Origin of the sequence: Tolumonas auensis DSM 9187 (genome assembly GCF_000023065.1) — a bacterium.
GTDB classification, from domain to species: domain Bacteria; phylum Pseudomonadota; class Gammaproteobacteria; order Enterobacterales; family Aeromonadaceae; genus Tolumonas; species Tolumonas auensis.
Genome location: NC_012691.1, coordinates 802,639 through 816,751, shown reverse-complemented (window position 1 = coordinate 816,751; position 14,113 = coordinate 802,639). Strand labels below are relative to the sequence as shown.

The window sequence follows — 14,113 nt, the reverse complement described above, 5'->3', positions numbered from 1 at the left end:
GGCTGATACAAAAAAACCCGCCGAAGCGGGTTAAAAGTTCACACGGGATAAAGCTGTGTGGCAGTAGTTTATGCAGCAGCCTCAGGCTGATCAACATAAAACGGTGCAGTTTCACCTGGAACAATCAGCAGTTCACCTTCCAGGGTGACTTCAATCGGGTTGTCAGACATAAAATCGACACTGGATGTTGGCGATAAAGACGCCATTGGCACGGTCAGCAAAGTTTTTTTGCCATCCACCAGGCTTTCACCGTCCAGAATCAGCTTAGCTTTAACTTCCGGTTTGATGTTGCCATTAAAGCGTGTGCCGGTTACTGCGTTATACGTTGCAGTAACAGTAATTGCACCGCCATCAGCAATAGCAGCACCAGCTTTAGCGCGGATCAAGCCCAACGCATAATTGATTTCAAAGTCAGTACCAAGCACCAGCGGCGTGACGCCTTCGGTAACAGTCAGCCCGGTTGTTGCGATATTAGTTTTACCAAGCGGTGCCCACTTTGGATATGCCGGCAATGTCACCGCAACCTCGGTCAGTGTGCCACTGCCCTGGGTGATAGTGCCAACGTCGGCCATAAACGCGATGGCTAACATCACCGGCGGGATCTCAGTTGTCTTGATACTGATGGTAGCAGCTTTAGCTGTGAAATAGGTTTCGCGCGTCTGACCATACTGACCACGACGTTTTGATGGGACAGTGATTTTATTGCTGTCTGGTTTAACTTCCAGCGAATCAACATCGATGGGGCCGATGATCCCACTTGATACGCCGTTTACGAACGGCTCAAGATAGAAGTCACCTGATAGATGGATAGTGTCACTCATTGCCGCTCTCCTTTAACTTTAACAGTAATTTCAAAAGCCAGCGGCAGATAAACAAAGCCGCCTGAATATCCCGGAGCAACGGGGGCCGTTACTCGTCTGAATGTTGTGTCGCCGTGCGTTTGGCCTGCAACGGCTGAGATAATCTTTGCCAGCAACACACCGGCGGTTTGTTGATTTGGCTGCGACCGATGGATCAGTATCAGCAGCCATGTCTGCGTTGATTTAGTGACTCGCCCCGATTGCGTGTTTTCGTCAAGCCGGTCACCCCGGTACATAATGTGCACTGCCGGAGCAACCTGGCTTTGCTGTTTGGCATTATCAACATCAGTGGCTATAAACACTTCTCGCAACCCCTGCGATTTCAGAGGCTCCAGCAGTGCTTTCAGCCGGTTACCTGCGGATAAATAATCGAGTTCTTCACTCATATAAACCCGCCTGAACTTCTGCCAAACACACGACCATCAGAGGTCAACTGAGCCAGATTCTGACTCTCCAGCGTTTCCCCATCTGCCGCCAACCCCAGCGCCAGTTCGCCTTTACCAACTGATTTCAGAAATGCCAGGGCGGCGTCATAGCGTTTTGCAATTTGCTCCGGCGCTTGCTCGCCATACAAGCGATGGCGGGCAATATCGCAGCAGATCGGCACCAACGCTGTTGGCACATGCAGCAAAGGCAATGGATAACGCCCAGCCAGATAACCATCAATCAGCGCACTGGCATCATCCAGTGCAACGTTACAAGCGGCAGTATCAACCACACCAGAACCGGTTAAATCAGTCAGGCGTAGTAGTTCCGGCTCCCCGTAACGTAATGTCAGATCAGTAGCTTCGGCGTATCGCATTAGCGTTTACCACCCTTTTTAGGCTTTTCAACATCTGTTGGTTCAGGTTCGGGTTCTTGAACAGCGTCTGTCACGCTGCCTGATACCAACTCTGACACCACGTCCCCACTCGTATCACCACATGTATCTGCCGTTTCGGGTTGTACGTCAGATACGGAAATGATCGTAATTCTGGGGTCGGCTTCCAGCTGCGCGAGTTCGGCAGCAGTGACTTCAACCATTTGCTCACCTTTAACCAAACAGCGTTTAGCTCGTAAATAACCGTCATGAGCAGTGTTGAGTAATCGAACGCTAAATAACGACATCGCATAACTCCTCCATAGCCCTCATTGCGAGGGCTATCCGTTACAGGTAATCGCCGACAACCAGTTCCAGGCGACCTTTCAGCTCGTTCGAGCTGTTGCTGTCCAGTTCGCGTTCAAGCAGGCGCGTTGCCAGTTTTTCCAGCGATGGAGGCACAACCAGCATGGTCGGTGCGATACCAAGTTTGCGGCCACCGTCTGACTCAAACTGGCGCATCTTCTGAATACAATCCCAGAGGTTATCTGCATTCAGCTCGCGCTTGTTCGCGTAAGCCATCTGCCAGAAGCCATAGCCAGCAGCATCACGGCAATCGACGCCATAACGGAACTGCTTGGAGGTGAACACGGCTTCATCGTCAGTTTTGGTCATTGCGACCAGCTCTGGCTTTTTGCGTTCTTGGAAGATGAATGGCTTCAGTGCTTTTTTGCAGTCCAGCACATACCACGGTTCGCCGGTATATAAGCCATCGACCACTACGTTCGCGGTTGAAACAGCGGTGCCGGTGCCATCAGCGTTTGGATAAACCGGATGGTCGGTATCAAAAAAATACTGGCCGTCATAGCATGCAGTCGTAAAGCCAGCCGGCAACAACGCGAAGACGCTTTCATCAGGATGGATGGCGGCAGCGCGGCCCATCTCAGCAAAAATCGGCGAGTAAATCCCGATCTCATCATCTTCGATGTCGGTACGATCAACACCGACGGTTGATTCATAATCTTCGTTGACGATGTTGTAGCCGTGCGCTGCCATGGAATTAATGACACGATCACCAATCCATTTACGCAGAGACGGGAACTTGCCTAACCAGCCGTAAGTGTTGCTTTTGGTGGTGGACTGAATGACAGTCGCGATCTTTGTGTACTGGCTCGGCGCTTCCGACTTGCCGTCCTCAAAGTTCTTCTTGAAGCCTGTAAACAATGCCTGCACTAATGCAGCGGTTACCATAGCCATTATTTAGTCTCCTTTAATTTTGCGAAGTCAGCGTGAGCGATCCCCAACTGGTCGGCGGCATACTTGTCTTCGGCAGTAAGAACGGCCAGACCTTTATCCTGGTCAGGTTGTTTTACCGTATCGGTTTGACGGGCGGTCAGTGCAGCAATCGCCGGGCGGGCATCCAGCAGGGCTTTCAGTGCAGCGACGCCTTTTTGCTGGGCAAACTGGTGCAAATAACTTTCTTCAGCGGCCAGCACCTTGCCCTGGCCTTTAGCATCTTTCAGCAGCGTGGCTGCATCCGTGGTTTCCACTTTTGCACTTAATGCTGCAACCTGAGTCACCACTGCGTTGTAGGTTTCGACGGGCACGTATTTAGCCAGGTCAATTTGCTTTTCATTAACCTGGGCAGTCAGCGCCGCAACAGACTGTTCCAGTTCCGGTGCTTTCTTTGATTTGTTCAGTGCTTCATCCAGCGCATCGAGCGCTTGCTTAGCCTGGTCTTCTGATACCTGACCGTTTTCAGGCGCAGAAATACCCAGCTTCGCCAGCAATTTGGCAAGCAGTTCATTCATTGGGTTTATATCCTCTGGTTCAGTTTGCGGGGTGGAAGTTAATTCGGCAGAAAGTGCCGCTAACGCCTGCATCCCAACGACACCGGGGTCGTTGGTGATTGCAGCCATTCGGAGTTCAAGCGGGGTGCCATTTTCGTCATACGGAAAGACGGCTGACATGAATCGGTATTCGCCATTGGCAACCAATGCGGCTGCGCGGGCAGTCCAGCGGGGTTTAATGAACAGCCCTTCGTCATTACGCCACTGGATTTCATCAGCATTGAACCAGCCAGCGGCAGGTGCGGGTTGGCCGTTCTGGTCGGTGCGTAATGTCTGATGGTCATAATCGATCAGGATGTCCTGCCCTAGCCCCTTTGCCTTAGCAATGAGCGCGGCAGCAATCTGACCGTCCAGTTTCCAGGTGTGTTCAGGTACATCAAAAGGGCGGCCATCTCTGGCGGCAAATGCACCAGCAGGTAAAAGCTGCTGCCAACCATCGGCAGCGAAGGCCAATTCCGCATCAAGTACGGCAATTCGCGGCTGCTCAATAGCAGTCAGGGCTTGCAGGAGAGCCAGCCCCTGCGGCTGTGAGTTGGTGCGATTTAATGTTTTCATACCGCCAGTGTGTGGCGGAGTGAATGAAGTGCGGGTTTATGGTGTATTACAGAAAAATGAGAGGGGATTTAGCCAGAAAACAAAATACACACGAGCAGCAATGCTCACAATCATTTAAACCGCGTTTAAAAACGACGGTAGGTGTTTAAGAATATCACAACAATACATCGCCAGCTTAGAAGCGACCAGAATCCATTACAGGCGGTCTGAGCTGATGTTAGATCTTCATGCCAGATAACCGCTGATAATAGAGAGAACGTCCTCAGAATCCTGATCGCTAAGGCCAAGATAAGGACGGGCAGGAAGGTTAATGTCATCACGACCAAACTGATGTGCCGCCCCGTACTCTAGCGGAGTCCCGAAATAGAGCGCCAACGGATCAGCATGGTAATTCAGGGTATCGCGCAAATCGTCATTCAGCCGGAGGATTTCATCAGCATGGCGCTGCTTTCTGGACTGATAGCCCGGAGACAACGGAGCCCATGCCGCGCCATCCGGCGATTGTTGATCACTCCACCGGTCACGGTGAGTTAACAACAAGTGCTCGCCAACATCAGCGAGTGGTTCACTGAGATCGCCGGTTTTCTCATAGAGATTTTGAAGTATGGAATACGCATCCTTTATTCCCTGATGCGTAATAACAACGAAGCTTCCCGCCATTAGATAGCGTCATCCTGTAGTTTTTTCAGTAGCGATTCATCCGCCAGTGCATAGACGGCTTCCCATAACTCAGCGATCAGTTCAGCTTCGTCACCTGACGCCTGAGCCTCAAGACGCTGCAGTTCTCTGACGTCATCAATACTGAGGCTGTCAGTGTTGAGTAACGCCTGAGCTTGTTCCAGTAACGTGACCATTACACTTTCTCCTGTGACTTAATGGCATCTGCAATAATAGCTTCTATCCGTTCAACCAACTTTGGATTAAACAGCGCCACTTCATCACGCGCTAACGCCCAGGCTGAAAACCATTCCGCGAAAGATTCCAGCTTATTGGTTGCACCATACCGTGATACTAACCCCATCGCGGATATATCCGGCGAGCCGGCATAGAAATGGATCTGATGACCAATCTCATGCAACCAGGTTGATAACCGCCTGGCTGACTCGCCCGCCTTTTCTTCTACGTTCGCAGATATACTCCAGTGCCGGTTTAGTTGTTCACCACTTGTGCCTCTTGGCGACCAGCTGCGGGGGCCGGAATTGTTCTTTGCATCACGAACAACTTCACTTGCGGCCAGCTGCACTTTTTGAATATCTACTTCTTTAAGCTTATCACTGGCCTTCACTTTTACCACAACGTGGTCCCAGCTTTTCGAGGTAAACCCATTCGAGGTGCTGGCCTTCCGATGATAGTAACAATACCGCGCCTCAGTTGCGTCTTTCCCCAGGTAGTCACCCACGGCTTCGGCAATTTTTGCACCAGCTGCGGTATTCCCCATCTCAGTCTGTTTAATAAACAGCGTCTTTGGTTTATGAGCTACCAGGAACTTGGCGATAGGCTCTTTTTGTACGGCTGGTAACTGTGACAATAAGTCGCTCAATCCCTGTGCCGTTACGCCCTTCGACGTTGAAAGTGCACTATCCACCATTCGGCCTGGTAAGCGTTCTGCCAGTGGCAGCTTTGCCGCTTCCAGCTTTTCGACCTGTGCAGTTAACTGCTTTGGCGTAGCTGGCCGGTAATCAAATCCGGGGTCGATCCCTTTTGGTATTTCATGAACTTCCCCTGTCTTTTTATCAACCCAATCATATGTGCCATCGTCAGGGGCGGTTCCCACTTCCAGCCCACGACGTTTAACATCATCCTCTGACAACAGAAACTTCTTACATTTGCAGCCATAGCCATTAGCCGGTGAATGTGTTTCCCACCATGGGTCATCGACCGGCAACACCATGTTGTTCCACTTTAAATGCAACTCTCTGGGGTGCTCAGAATCACCATGGCGATATAAGGCAAATGGCCGTTTATGCTTTATCTTCTCGATCTGTTCTTCACGGCCAGCGTTATAGCTTTGACGTAAATTAGTTTCAAAAATCACTTCGCTCCGCCAGCTGGCGGGGCCGGTATGCTCCCAGCCATGCTTGGCGACAATATTTTTAAACTCTGTTTTAAACCAGTTTAAAGATTTCCCTTCACTGATTGCCTTATCAACTGCGCCTCTCAGATCGCCCAGTAAATCGGTCTTTGTTGCACCAGCAACCATGAATGCCCTGTTATGGGCGTCACGCCACAAATCATCCCAGTGTTCAGCCGGCATATTCAGCTTCTGCCGGAAAAACAGAATCTGCTCTTTAAACGGTAACGAACCATAACGGACAGGCATCAACGGCCCTCCTGCACTTCCAGCATGCCCAGCAACTCACTGGCAGTGATAGCCTGAGCCAGCAGCTCACCAAGTTCATCAGGGCTGATATCCGGTTCAATCTCCAGTAAGCCATCTCTGATTTCATCCAGGCTGGTCGCATTCATTACAAGCTGCTGTACCTGCTTTGTCATGCCAGATAAAACCGTGCTGGCCTGTTTCGATAACTGCAGTATTTGCAGATCTGTATTGTCGGGCTGAGCCGCAGACAACGCGGCTATACCTTTGACCCGCGCTTTCAGCATTGCCTCATTCTGATTGTTCTGACCGTCAACGATTTTTAAAACCTCGTCAGTATCCTTGGCTTTAGGAATTTGCAGTTTTTCCTGAACCCAATATGCCGGGATCTTCATTCCCATAGAAACCAGAGAACGTAACGGATAGGCCAGATCACGCATATCTTCCGGCTCTGTCGTATCAAATTCGATACGGGGCAACCGGCGGGTACTCTGGAACGATTTGCCGTTTAACGCATACAACGGATAAATCAGATCACGGGTTAACGTGGCGGCCAACTGGTGTAAGTCAGAATCTCGCACTTCCATGCGGACCTCATTATGAACATTGCCCAGGGCATTGGTGCTGCTCTTGCCATCCGCCTGGCTGGTGAGCGTGCCACCAAGAATGGCTTTACTCATTGAGCGTTCGCACCAATCCATCATCACCACAAACGGATCAGCCTGCCCCGATGCGGCATTCTGGAATTCAATTTCCATTCCACGCGGAATAATACCGCCCGCGTTATGGCCGATAGACAGCACGGCGTTGAGTAATGTGGTTTTCTCTTTATCCGTCGCCCCTTCCGGGTATTTACCCAGGCGAACCGGTAACCCGTAGATTTCCAGAAACTCAGCCAAATCACGCACGCTGTAGTTCTTAAACAAAAACGGCCAGACCAGCGTTCGTATTAAACCCGTCCTGGCCAGATAGCCGGATTTAGACTTGGCATTATGAACAACCCAACCGAACGGGTTTAACACAGCCCCTTCGTAGGTGCCATCACGTAATCGCAGCTGATTGCGATCATCCGGGTGAGTTTGAAACCATGCTGGGTCTCGCCACTCCAAACCTTTTGGCAGCATCAGACCTTCTACCTGTTCCCAGCCCGTGAACTCCTGAGCCGAAAACCCCTTCAGGATTGCGTCGGTTGCATCAAAGATACAATCCTCGAACCAGGTGAAGTCTTCCAGCAGTTCCGTCAGCAGATCAGCATCACGCTGTTCCTCGGCACTGGGGTTGCGCGGTGGCTTAATTGTCCAGGGCACAGATAACAGGGAACGGCGGCGCTTCCCAAGTTCGCTTTGCAGGTGTGCGTCTTTCTCTTCCATGTCTTCCGCCAGCTCGCACTGGGAAATCATGTTCCCCAGTTCAGCTTCCAGCAGTGCCGCAGCCGCCTTGCCCGGAGTTAAACCGACCGTTGGATGCTCAGAATAGTGACGACGCAACAGCCCGAGCATACTGTCATTTTCAGTTTGTGGTTCCCGTTCCAGACGAATTGGGGATCCGTGAATATCTACGATTGACATTACCAGCCGCCTCGCTCAAATCTGTGATAGTTATCGTCATCGGCAGGATGTGTTCCACGCTTGCCGGGTAACGGGGTGAACTCAATAGCGCCACCGTCCATCCAGCTGGCGCGGATCGCCATGACCAGCGAGACCGCAAAATCTCCGTGGCGCTGTTGGCCTGTTTGACCAGTGGTTCTGCCCTTGTCGATTTTAGGAATACCGTTCACAACCTGAATACGCCCCAAGTCATCCTGAATATCCGCATGACGAGGAATGCGGATATTGCCGTCTTCAAATTCAGCCTTCAGCTTTGGCATCCATTCCCGATACCACGGGTCATTCAGCATTACGCATTCAATCATGCTAGCCCCGTATTTAAGCCGTGCGGCTTCAGCCAGATAGCCGCCGTTACCGGTCGCATCGAACGAGGCAGCACTAAATCGTGGCAATCCGGCAAGCAGATAAAACAGGATCTGGCGCTGTGCCTCATAGGGCGCGTTCGCCAGCTCGACAACAAACGGGGTTTGCTTTGTCAGATTTGATGCAATCGCCAGCGGCGTAAAAACAGACAAGTCGCCTTTGCGGGCAAAGTCCTCACCCAACACATGACGGCAAGCTGTGTCACACTGCTCCAGCCATGGTTTCAGATTGTCTGAACACCAGTCATCAACATACGCTTTGCGCTGCTCATCACTTTGCAATTCAAAGTCTTTAGGGGCAGTAAAGCGCACAATCGGGATATCCGCTTCCATAGCCCGGTCAACCAGAGTTCGTTTGATGTAGACGCCACCGCCCTGTTTAGGTACGCAGAAATATTCTTCCAGTGCATCTTCTTCAGTGGCCGTAGCTTTTAACAGGGCCGCCTTCCATTCGTCTTCTGCCTGCTGGGTCCAGTTCGACCCTTTGATTTGGCAGATGCGGCGATAAAGCCCCTGACGACAAGCATCGTCGAGCGTGATCGTGTGAACGCTGTAATCTTTTTTGCGTGCCCGGCTATCATTAACAAGCTGGTTAAACAGGTTATCAACACCATTATGTGTGCTGATAATTCGGATCTTGGCACCCCACATGGTGAGTGCTGTTGCAGCTTTTAGCACCTCGGCTAATCGCTCGTGAAATGCGGCCTCGTCGATGGTAACATTGCCTTGCATACCACGCAGGTTAGACGGGTTACTCGATAACGCCTGTACCTTAAAGCCACTTGAGAAATAGACGACAAAGGTCAGAATGGATTTATCTTCATCTTCAAAAACCTCTTCCTGTATTTCTCCTGCAGCCTTATTAAAGGCTTTGGCCCACATGGCAACAGCGTCGATAAATTCCCGCGCCATCTCTTTGTTTGAACCAACATAAAAGTGATGACAGCCACCCGCTGATTTCTGCAGTGAACAGGTCAACGCAGCATCAGCAGCTTCTGCCCAGGTAAGCCCCGTCCGCCGGCTTTTTTCAGCGATTTTTAATTGTGAATCATCGGCCATCCAGCGGCGCTGATAAGGAAGCAGTACCTCTTTTTCGTCATAAATATCGGATATCTGAGCGAAGGCAGTCATTATGCGATCCCCAATATTTCACGGCGGATCTGTGCTGCGGTGTCTTTTGTTAACCCTGCTTGCGTCACAATCTGCTCCGCCTTGGCAGCAACTTCTTCTGCAAACGCCTGTCGGATTTCTTTTTCCCGCTTATGGCTTGCCATAGCTGTAGCTTCAAGGCGTTGAGCAGACAGCATCGCCTCTTTCAAAAAGCCGATATCCACTTCTGCTTCAGGGTCTTCCGCCTGCTTCATAAAGGCTTTGAACAGCTGGGACCGGGCCAACTCAAGAATGATTTTTGTAGTTTCGCCCTGAGGCTTATCACCCAGTTGAGCTGTTAGCGCGCTACTCATTTCACGCATTTCACGCAAATGAGTGCCGACTTTTTCAACTTTGCTGGCGTAGCGATTCAGGCCTGAGCGGGATAACTTCAAATCATCCTCAAGCCCATGTTCATCTATCAGCGCATTTATCGACTCAAGAATTTCCTGCTGCGTGATTTGCTTATCGCGCAACATTTCATGAAGCTGTGAGCGGATGTTTTCCGGCAGCAAGTCGACTTTACTGGCTCTGCCGCGAGTTGGTTTGTCGTCCACATTGTTCTCCTGCAAAGCTGTAGCCGGTGCCGATAGTGTCAACCGCATAAAGGAATAAAACGGTTATATAAGCCAGGATCAAAAATTTCATACTCACCCCCGAGGCCGAGGCTTTTTCACACCAGGAACAGCTGATCGGCCCTCAGATACGTCCTGTCCACGCCCTGTCAGATTTGCGACCATATAGCTGCCAATGTTTTCGATAACAACCAAACCTTGCTCTGCCAGCCAGGTGATATGAGTACGAACCTGATCACGGCTGACCCGATGCCCAAAAACATCCAGGCAATCCTGCAGAATTGATTCATTGGCTTCACCACCGGCATCAACCAGAGAACGCAGGATCACAAGGCGCTGGTCAGCATCCAGTAAATCTTTCATCATGATTTTTCCTTCAGTTCATTTTCCAACAGCAAATCACTGAGACGTCGCAGCTGTGCCAACTCCGGGCGAACCTCTCTTAACTCACCGCGCAGCTCACTGATTTCCAGTTGAAGTTTGTGTAAGTCGCCTTCACTGGGCAGCCCGGATATCTTCTGCTCCGCCGAAGTCATTCTGTTTTGCAGCAGAATCACGTCTTCACGTTTGGCGTAGGTCTTAACCAGCAATGTCTGAATAACCAGTGACAAAAGCGACACGGCGGCAGCAATCAGAGGCCAGAATGTTTTAACGACGTCCAGCACGGATGGCCTCCTGCTCTTCAAATAACGCCTGGCATTCAACACATCGTTTCGCAGACTGAATTGATGCAAGACGTTCGGCAGGGATCGGCTGTTCGCAATCGAAACAAAACCGATGGATCACTAATGGCTTCTCTACATCCCGATGTCGCCGGGCCATCTCATCATCCAGCCGTTGCTGAACCAGATCGTTTGCTCTATCAACCACATCAGACATCAGCGGCCCACCTTATGCTGGGCCTGTAAACGGCCAATGATTGCCAGCAAACCGCCGACCCCACCACCTAACACACACAAGACTTCAACCAGCCCCTGTTGTGTTGCCGGGTCGAGCGGCAAACCAAACACACCACCAATCGCAGCACCAACCGCAACCGCACCACCCCAGATGGTTTTTGACTGATACCAGGGTTTACTTTCAGTAAATGCAGTGGTTGTGGTGGATACAGCATTGGCTACCGTTGCCGCTGTTTTCATGATTTCTTTAGTGTCCATGTTCCTGCTCCTTCTGTTTCTGACGGCGGCGGAGCAGGTCGATTTCAGTCACACTGTTCCACCCTTTGGTGAAAAGGGATTGCCGGGTTTTGTCGTGGCTATATAACGGAATGGCATCGGCTGATTCGGCAACAAACCGCGCCTTTCTGCCGGAAATAAAACAATCGAGGTAATACTGATTCTTCAGTTCCGGAACGTTAAAATGAATAGCGTATTCAGCAGGCGTTGGCATATCAGCCTTCCTGCTTCACTGAGAGAATGAATTTACTGAGGTCGCCTAAACGTTTAAGCCAGCCGCGTAGAAAGCGGCTTTGTGATGGGTTATTGACGACGATGGCACGATAATATGATTCCCGGACATCAAGCAGAATGCCCGCCAGAACGTCACCACGTAGCGCAATAACACCGATGGTTTTCGGGCCGATCACGCCGTCTTCTTTGACCTTAGCTGCTCGTTGCAGTAATCGTTTTGCTGTGACAACGCCATGATTAACAGCAGCATCCATCATCACGATCGCCAATTTTGGGGCAGCAACAGCTATTTCATCGCAATGAGCCGCCAACCAATAATCGCGGTAATAAATCTTCTCTGCCTGCTGTTTAGTCAGCTGTTTAATAGCCGTATCAGGCCGGCAATCACCATCAACATCGGTCAGGCCATCTGCCAGACCATCACGTTTATCTGATATGCCGTATTTTGTTTCACCACCACGGTCTATTGAGTCGTTCCCATAGCCGCCTTCGGCACTAAACAGGAAATCCATTGCTGACTGAAACATAAAAAAGCCCCCGATACGCTCGATAGTGACAGCGTAACCGGGGGCTTGATTTGGGCGGGTTTATGGCGGGTTACATGAATTTTTTAATTCCAGCCGGTAACAACACCGTTAGTAACATAAACATATTGTCGGCCGTTTGGTGTGAAATATACCCATTGCTGACTTGAGCCAGCATTAGTTACTGTTTCATTAATATGGTCAGGGCTCCCCCACGATTTAATAACATCGCTTTTGGTCATCCCCATAACAATTTGATTATTCCTAACTGCTTTTATCGACTTCGTATATTGATAAGATGCGGCTCTGGATTTTTCAGCTGCGGCTACTTCTGCATCATAACGAGCCTTAATATCCGCGTCTGTTTGTTGTTCTAATTTATTTAGCTCTTCCTGTTTGGCCTTAATTTCTTCTTCTGACATTTTTTCAGGCTCATACTCGCCAACGACTTTCGCGGGGGCAGATCCCGCACAAGGTCTATCCTGAAATGAATTACCACACTGATATATTTGACCCGCTGATACAGGTAATGACAAAAGAGCTAACGCGAACAAATACACTTTCATATTCAATCATCCATAACTGAGTGCAAATTAATGTAAGTTTTATTCGCTATTGGATAAAAAATAAACCCCGCCGTAGCAGGGTTTGATGTTCATTTGACACGGATCATTATTCGAACATATCTGGCTGGTGCCGTTTACGATGCAACACCCGCTGTTCGGCAATAATGGCATAGATCTGCGGGTTGCTCAGACCATATTTACGTGAAAGGTCATCAATATTATTCCCCTTCCACTCGTTATAAATCGCATTGTTACGCAATGCCTGGAAGAGCGTGTCACCCGTCGGCAGATAAACAGCACGGCCGCCCATGTAATGGGCCAGCGCCGCCGCCAGTTTACCGGCCAATAATCCGGCCTCATCCTTGGTGTGTTTCTGCCTGATAAGTTCATGGGCCAGCACATCACATAATTCAGCCAGGCTCTTCGGCCACTTTGCCTTTAGTTCAGGCGTTGGGATCTGCCCCATCTGATCCAGCAACTGACTCACCGAATCATGGTCATGAGCAAATAAATCGTTTTGTGTATTCATCTCCGCACCTCACTGATCTTTTATACAGTCAGTGAGCACATTATAAACAAAATCCCGCGTAAAAGCGGGATTGAAGTTATGACAGTAAGGTTTAGTTAATGCGTTCGTGACAGTTCAATAATCATCACATCATAGACATCGCAGATTTGCTCATAGCCTCCTGCTCGTCTCTTTATTGGGTCAAATGGGATCGCTCTGCCAGCAGATTTGATAGCGTCAATCATTAACCGGCGGTGCCAGTTTTTAAGCGATTCCAGAACCTTTACGGCCAAATAGCTATTTAGCCAGGCGACATCATCAACACCGGCACCATTGTTTAATTGAATGGTCATCCGTTTAACGTAGCTGTTTAAAGCGGATTCACTCCCATCACGCAATAATTTCTGTTTAAACATAGTTATCCAGACAGCCCTGATTTTGCTGATCTCATCCGTTTTAACCCGGGTGTCGCCTTTAGGGCTTAAACGTTTTTGATTGCGCTTTAACTGGTGTTTAAATCCTGCATTTTTCAATACGGTCATTACGGCTTCCAGCTCTTTCAGATTCATATCTGCGCTGCTTTCCTTGCCGTTCGCCGCACCAGCCAGCGCAGCACGATACGCATCATCAGTCAGTTTTAATTCCCGCTTGGCGACATGGATCAGCCGGATAAGCTGCTGACGTTTCTCACTCAATGTCATTGTCATCAGGCACAATCTCTATCTGGTTAACAGTCACGACCGCAGGTGCCGGGCCAAGGTGTTCTTTGGCGTAGGCAACTGACTGCTCTTTGTTAAATCCGCAATACATTTTCATATACGCGTGAAAAGCATGATGTTCTTCCCATGTGCTGGGAACTTGGCGGACATAACTTCCGCGATCTACTACCTGGGCCATATATCAGCCCTCAATTCGATATTCTGTTTCATCCTGGTTGTCTCCTATTTCCGGATGGAGAACAACACGGCCGTGGCTGCTCATCAGTGCCCGATCACCACATCGGGCAGACCGCCTTTTCAGGCGGTTTCGCGG

Annotated in this window: 22 protein-coding genes and 1 other RNA gene; all 23 read right to left on the bottom strand. The window is 50.0% G+C overall.

Going from position 1 to position 14,113, the window contains the following annotated elements:
- Positions 1–68: 68 nt before the first annotated feature.
- Positions 69–821 carry a phage tail tube protein gene (locus TOLA_RS03835; RefSeq protein WP_012728975.1) on the bottom strand — a complete coding sequence of 251 codons (753 nt, stop codon included), beginning with the start codon at positions 819–821 and terminating at the stop codon, positions 69–71.
- A complete protein-coding gene (locus TOLA_RS03830; protein ID WP_012728974.1) occupies positions 818–1,246 on the bottom strand; it encodes a phage tail terminator protein in 429 nt (142 codons plus the stop codon). The genes TOLA_RS03835 and TOLA_RS03830 overlap by 4 nt, the downstream gene beginning before the upstream one ends.
- Complete coding sequence (locus TOLA_RS03825) at positions 1,243–1,662, bottom strand: gp436 family protein (RefSeq protein WP_012728973.1); 420 nt, start codon at positions 1,660–1,662, stop codon at positions 1,243–1,245. Before TOLA_RS03825 ends, TOLA_RS03830 begins: the two co-directional genes overlap by 4 nt.
- Positions 1,662–1,967, bottom strand: a complete 306-nt coding sequence (locus TOLA_RS03820; RefSeq protein WP_012728972.1) for an HI1506-related protein — start codon at positions 1,965–1,967, stop codon at positions 1,662–1,664. Before TOLA_RS03820 ends, TOLA_RS03825 begins: the two co-directional genes overlap by 1 nt.
- 40 nt (positions 1,968–2,007) lie before the next feature.
- A complete protein-coding gene (locus tag TOLA_RS03815) occupies positions 2,008–2,916 on the bottom strand; it encodes a Mu-like prophage major head subunit gpT family protein (protein ID WP_012728971.1) in 909 nt (302 codons plus the stop codon).
- The gene (locus TOLA_RS03810) at positions 2,916–4,064 is read right to left on the bottom strand and encodes a phage protease (RefSeq protein ID WP_012728970.1); all 1,149 of its coding nucleotides are present in this window, start codon (positions 4,062–4,064) and stop codon (positions 2,916–2,918) included. Before TOLA_RS03810 ends, TOLA_RS03815 begins: the two co-directional genes overlap by 1 nt.
- A 225-nt stretch (positions 4,065–4,289) precedes the next feature.
- Positions 4,290–4,724: a phage virion morphogenesis protein gene (locus TOLA_RS03805; protein WP_012728969.1), complete on the bottom strand. Its 435-nt coding sequence runs from the start codon at positions 4,722–4,724 to the stop codon at positions 4,290–4,292.
- Complete coding sequence (locus TOLA_RS03800) at positions 4,724–4,918, bottom strand: hypothetical protein (protein WP_012728968.1); 195 nt, start codon at positions 4,916–4,918, stop codon at positions 4,724–4,726. The genes TOLA_RS03805 and TOLA_RS03800 overlap by 1 nt, the downstream gene beginning before the upstream one ends.
- Positions 4,918–6,384: a phage minor head protein gene (locus tag TOLA_RS03795; protein WP_012728967.1), complete on the bottom strand. Its 1,467-nt coding sequence runs from the start codon at positions 6,382–6,384 to the stop codon at positions 4,918–4,920. Before TOLA_RS03795 ends, TOLA_RS03800 begins: the two co-directional genes overlap by 1 nt.
- Positions 6,384–7,949, bottom strand: a complete 1,566-nt coding sequence (locus tag TOLA_RS03790; protein WP_012728966.1) for a DUF935 domain-containing protein — start codon at positions 7,947–7,949, stop codon at positions 6,384–6,386. Before TOLA_RS03790 ends, TOLA_RS03795 begins: the two co-directional genes overlap by 1 nt.
- Positions 7,949–9,481: a terminase large subunit domain-containing protein gene (locus TOLA_RS03785; protein WP_012728965.1), complete on the bottom strand. Its 1,533-nt coding sequence runs from the start codon at positions 9,479–9,481 to the stop codon at positions 7,949–7,951. Before TOLA_RS03785 ends, TOLA_RS03790 begins: the two co-directional genes overlap by 1 nt.
- On the bottom strand, positions 9,481–10,056 hold the full coding sequence (locus tag TOLA_RS03780) for a DUF3486 family protein (RefSeq protein ID WP_012728964.1): 576 nt from the start codon (positions 10,054–10,056) through the stop codon (positions 9,481–9,483). The genes TOLA_RS03785 and TOLA_RS03780 overlap by 1 nt, the downstream gene beginning before the upstream one ends.
- 93 nt (positions 10,057–10,149) lie before the next feature.
- On the bottom strand, positions 10,150–10,440 hold the full coding sequence (locus TOLA_RS03775) for a VpaChn25_0724 family phage protein (RefSeq protein ID WP_012728963.1): 291 nt from the start codon (positions 10,438–10,440) through the stop codon (positions 10,150–10,152).
- A complete protein-coding gene (locus tag TOLA_RS03770; RefSeq protein WP_012728962.1) occupies positions 10,437–10,739 on the bottom strand; it encodes a DUF2730 domain-containing protein in 303 nt (100 codons plus the stop codon). Before TOLA_RS03770 ends, TOLA_RS03775 begins: the two co-directional genes overlap by 4 nt.
- Positions 10,723–10,953: a TraR/DksA C4-type zinc finger protein gene (locus TOLA_RS03765; RefSeq protein ID WP_012728961.1), complete on the bottom strand. Its 231-nt coding sequence runs from the start codon at positions 10,951–10,953 to the stop codon at positions 10,723–10,725. The genes TOLA_RS03770 and TOLA_RS03765 overlap by 17 nt, the downstream gene beginning before the upstream one ends.
- Positions 10,953–11,231 (bottom strand): hypothetical protein, encoded by a 279-nt coding sequence (locus TOLA_RS03760; RefSeq protein WP_012728960.1) that lies wholly within the window; start codon positions 11,229–11,231, stop codon positions 10,953–10,955. Before TOLA_RS03760 ends, TOLA_RS03765 begins: the two co-directional genes overlap by 1 nt.
- Positions 11,221–11,463, bottom strand: coding sequence for a hypothetical protein (locus TOLA_RS03755; RefSeq protein WP_012728959.1), 243 nt, complete (start codon positions 11,461–11,463; stop codon positions 11,221–11,223). Before TOLA_RS03755 ends, TOLA_RS03760 begins: the two co-directional genes overlap by 11 nt.
- 1 nt (position 11,464) lies before the next feature.
- Complete coding sequence (locus tag TOLA_RS03750; RefSeq protein ID WP_012728958.1) at positions 11,465–12,010, bottom strand: glycoside hydrolase family 108 protein; 546 nt, start codon at positions 12,008–12,010, stop codon at positions 11,465–11,467.
- Between the two features lie 83 nt (positions 12,011–12,093).
- On the bottom strand, positions 12,094–12,573 hold the full coding sequence (locus tag TOLA_RS03745) for a hypothetical protein (protein WP_012728957.1): 480 nt from the start codon (positions 12,571–12,573) through the stop codon (positions 12,094–12,096).
- Between the two features lie 106 nt (positions 12,574–12,679).
- Positions 12,680–13,102 (bottom strand): Mor transcription activator family protein, encoded by a 423-nt coding sequence (locus TOLA_RS03740; RefSeq protein WP_012728956.1) that lies wholly within the window; start codon positions 13,100–13,102, stop codon positions 12,680–12,682.
- 95 nt (positions 13,103–13,197) lie between these two features.
- Positions 13,198–13,788 (bottom strand): gp16 family protein, encoded by a 591-nt coding sequence (locus tag TOLA_RS03735; protein WP_012728955.1) that lies wholly within the window; start codon positions 13,786–13,788, stop codon positions 13,198–13,200.
- Positions 13,769–13,978, bottom strand: coding sequence for a hypothetical protein (locus tag TOLA_RS03730; RefSeq protein WP_012728954.1), 210 nt, complete (start codon positions 13,976–13,978; stop codon positions 13,769–13,771). The genes TOLA_RS03735 and TOLA_RS03730 overlap by 20 nt, the downstream gene beginning before the upstream one ends.
- A 70-nt stretch (positions 13,979–14,048) precedes the next feature.
- Positions 14,049–14,113, bottom strand: an RNA gene (locus tag TOLA_RS16440) — hammerhead ribozyme type II.

Bases quoted from the DNA above. Each gene is read 5' to 3' on its own strand.
- TOLA_RS03795 (WP_012728967.1), bottom strand. From the start codon at position 6,384: ATGCCTGTCCGTTATGGTTCGTTACCGTTTAAAGAGCAGATTCTGTTT.
- TOLA_RS03820 (WP_012728972.1), bottom strand. From the start codon at position 1,967: ATGTCGTTATTTAGCGTTCGATTACTCAACACTGCTCATGACGGTTAT.
- TOLA_RS03775 (WP_012728963.1), bottom strand. From the start codon at position 10,440: ATGATGAAAGATTTACTGGATGCTGACCAGCGCCTTGTGATCCTGCGT.
- TOLA_RS03755 (WP_012728959.1), bottom strand. From the start codon at position 11,463: ATGCCAACGCCTGCTGAATACGCTATTCATTTTAACGTTCCGGAACTG.
- TOLA_RS03785 (WP_012728965.1), bottom strand. From the start codon at position 9,481: ATGACTGCCTTCGCTCAGATATCCGATATTTATGACGAAAAAGAGGTA.
- TOLA_RS03790 (WP_012728966.1), bottom strand. From the start codon at position 7,949: ATGTCAATCGTAGATATTCACGGATCCCCAATTCGTCTGGAACGGGAA.
- TOLA_RS03800 (WP_012728968.1), bottom strand. From the start codon at position 4,918: ATGGTCACGTTACTGGAACAAGCTCAGGCGTTACTCAACACTGACAGC.
- TOLA_RS03730 (WP_012728954.1), bottom strand. From the start codon at position 13,978: ATGGCCCAGGTAGTAGATCGCGGAAGTTATGTCCGCCAAGTTCCCAGC.
- TOLA_RS03835 (WP_012728975.1), bottom strand. From the start codon at position 821: ATGAGTGACACTATCCATCTATCAGGTGACTTCTATCTTGAGCCGTTC.
- TOLA_RS03830 (WP_012728974.1), bottom strand. From the start codon at position 1,246: ATGAGTGAAGAACTCGATTATTTATCCGCAGGTAACCGGCTGAAAGCA.
- TOLA_RS03745 (WP_012728957.1), bottom strand. From the start codon at position 12,573: ATGAAAGTGTATTTGTTCGCGTTAGCTCTTTTGTCATTACCTGTATCA.
- TOLA_RS03740 (WP_012728956.1), bottom strand. From the start codon at position 13,102: ATGAATACACAAAACGATTTATTTGCTCATGACCATGATTCGGTGAGT.
- TOLA_RS03760 (WP_012728960.1), bottom strand. From the start codon at position 11,231: ATGGACACTAAAGAAATCATGAAAACAGCGGCAACGGTAGCCAATGCT.
- TOLA_RS03815 (WP_012728971.1), bottom strand. From the start codon at position 2,916: ATGGCTATGGTAACCGCTGCATTAGTGCAGGCATTGTTTACAGGCTTC.
- TOLA_RS03825 (WP_012728973.1), bottom strand. From the start codon at position 1,662: ATGCGATACGCCGAAGCTACTGATCTGACATTACGTTACGGGGAGCCG.
- TOLA_RS03735 (WP_012728955.1), bottom strand. From the start codon at position 13,788: ATGACAATGACATTGAGTGAGAAACGTCAGCAGCTTATCCGGCTGATC.
- TOLA_RS03750 (WP_012728958.1), bottom strand. From the start codon at position 12,010: ATGTTTCAGTCAGCAATGGATTTCCTGTTTAGTGCCGAAGGCGGCTAT.
- TOLA_RS03810 (WP_012728970.1), bottom strand. From the start codon at position 4,064: ATGAAAACATTAAATCGCACCAACTCACAGCCGCAGGGGCTGGCTCTC.
- TOLA_RS03765 (WP_012728961.1), bottom strand. From the start codon at position 10,953: ATGTCTGATGTGGTTGATAGAGCAAACGATCTGGTTCAGCAACGGCTG.
- TOLA_RS03805 (WP_012728969.1), bottom strand. From the start codon at position 4,724: ATGGCGGGAAGCTTCGTTGTTATTACGCATCAGGGAATAAAGGATGCG.